The organism is Synechococcus sp. R6-10, from assembly GCF_047461815.1.
Classification (GTDB): Bacteria; Cyanobacteriota; Cyanobacteriia; order Thermostichales; family Thermostichaceae; genus Thermostichus.
This window is the reverse complement of sequence record NZ_JANSHW010000569.1, coordinates 1-2,067: the sequence shown is the minus strand read 5'-3', so window position 1 is coordinate 2,067 and position 2,067 is coordinate 1. Positions and strand designations below refer to the sequence as shown.

1 protein-coding gene is annotated in these 2,067 nt (G+C 59.3%); it reads right to left on the bottom strand.

Annotation, left to right across the window (positions count from 1 at the left end):
- Window positions 1–194: 194 nt before the first annotated feature.
- On the bottom strand, window positions 195–2,067 hold a 1,873-nt coding region (locus tag NW837_RS13955), incomplete at its 5' end, for a tetratricopeptide repeat protein (RefSeq protein ID WP_414332203.1).

The window sequence follows — 2,067 nt, the reverse complement described above, 5'->3', positions numbered from 1 at the left end:
TTCGGTTTTGTCTCAGCATGTGTTGGCCTTGGGGGGGTGGCAGCATCATCTGGCTATTTTGGATGTGGAAGAGTTTCCCATTCGGGGGTTCTGGCATTTGGTCTATTTGCGCTCTAAACGTCTTTCGGTGGTGGCCAAAGCTTTTGCCGACTTTCTTCTTTCCCAGGTTTCTCAAATGGAGCTGGACTTTGTGGCTAAAGAGCAGCACAAATCCAATTCAAATCCCAATCCAAATCCGCTTTCCGGCAAAGAGGCTGAAGCACAGCCGAGAGCTCTTGTCGCAACCCCCGGATCCCCTCAAAGTCGTGAGTGAACAATACTCGCAAAAACCCCAGGTAAGCCCGCGCCCACTCGTCTTCCGGATCCAGCTCGACGATCTGTTGAAAATGCAACTGAGCTGCTTCTGGTTGTAACAGCACCGCCAACATCAAGCCCAGTTGGTAGTGGCTCTGGATTTGCTGGCTCGGTTGGCCTTGGGCAGCAGCCTGTTGCCGTTCCCCCTCCAGCAGTTGCCGTACCAGGATGCGATCTGGATCCGTCAAAAAAGTCGGGTATTGCAGGGTTGTCCAGGCATTGAGATAAAGGGAGAGGGCCTGCAGATCCCCAGCGGCAGCAGCTCTGGCCGCCTCGCGGAGAGGAAACAAGGGATCCGTTACAAGGGGGGATCCCTCCTTCGGGAAGCTCGACAGGGATCCTCTCCAGGATTGGTGTAGGGAATGGCGGATCCCTTTGGGCGACTGCCATTCCAGGTGGAGAAGGCCACCTCTTGGGAAGTCGGTTGTGGGCAGCGTCAAGATCTCTTCCACCAGCCAGCCGCCTGTTGAGTTGAGCTGCAGGCGATTCTGCCCCAACACCCAGGCCCGCTTCTCCAAAACCCGTCCTTGCCCGTCTTCCAGCCGCGCCCAAACCAGCGTCTGGGCCAAGTTCTGAGCTGGGCCTTGCCAGCGCAACTTCCAGGCCGGGATCCCCAGCTCCGACAGCGTCTCAACCTCCACCAGCTCCACCTCCCCAGCTTCAAGAGGCCACTCCTGTACCGTCACCTTTGAAAAGCGAGGGAAGTAAGTGTGCAGCCGACCCACCGTAGGCAACTCCACCGCCGGATCTTGTCGCCAGTCTGGGCTGCTGCGCAGGTGCTGCCGGATCTGCTCCTTAGTCGGGCCATAAGGGCCAATAATTCCCTGTTCCCCTTCGGCATCCACAAACCCATCCAGCAAGGAGAGCTCCAACTCCGGCCAGGGGGTTTGCCCAGCAGCGCGGAATGTAACCGGCCAGCGCTGAAGAGCCGCCAAGTAGGTGAGGGTTTCGGAAGAGATCAGCTCTGTGTTGGGGAGAACCCCCAGCGTGGTGGTCAAGCCTGGCTGGATCAAGGATTGGATCCACTGCGTCAGCTCCTGTGTGGGGTGCTGCCCCTGCCAATGCATTTGGATCCCCGTCCACAGAGGAGCCACCCCTGGGGTGAGGGGCCGACCCAAATTGGCCAAGGCCAAGCAGCCCAGAACTAGCCCTGCACAGACTCCCCTTTGCAAAGCCCACGCACCCCAGCGTTCCTCCAACCACCGGCAAGCCTTTTGGATCCCGCCTGCTGATAACACCGCCAAGAGGGGCAGCAAAGGTAGGGTGAAGCGCACATCTTTGATGTCCACCAGGGTGTAGAGAAGGTAGCCCGAACCGTAGGTGGCCCACAAAACTGCCTCTCGCCTGTCCAGGGATCCCCACCCGCTCAGCAGCGGCAGCCCACACAGAAAAGGGCTCATCTGCAGGGGCAAAAGGCGCAAGTAGGCAGTCCACCAGCACAGGGATCCCGCTGGGCAAGTGATGTAGTAGTGGGCAGTCTCGGCGTAAGCCCAGCCATTGCTGAGCACAAACAGCCAATTGGCCCCATACCAGGGCCAGCACAAAAGCAGCATCACACCCATCCCCAAGGCCAAGTGGGCCAGCCGCGCCGGCCAAGGGATCCCTTTCCACCACCCCACCGCTTTCCCAGAGCGCCAGAGGGCCTGACCTGCAACTCCCACCAAAGGCAGCAGCAAAAACAGCACCCCTGTCCACTTGGTGAGCAGCACCGCC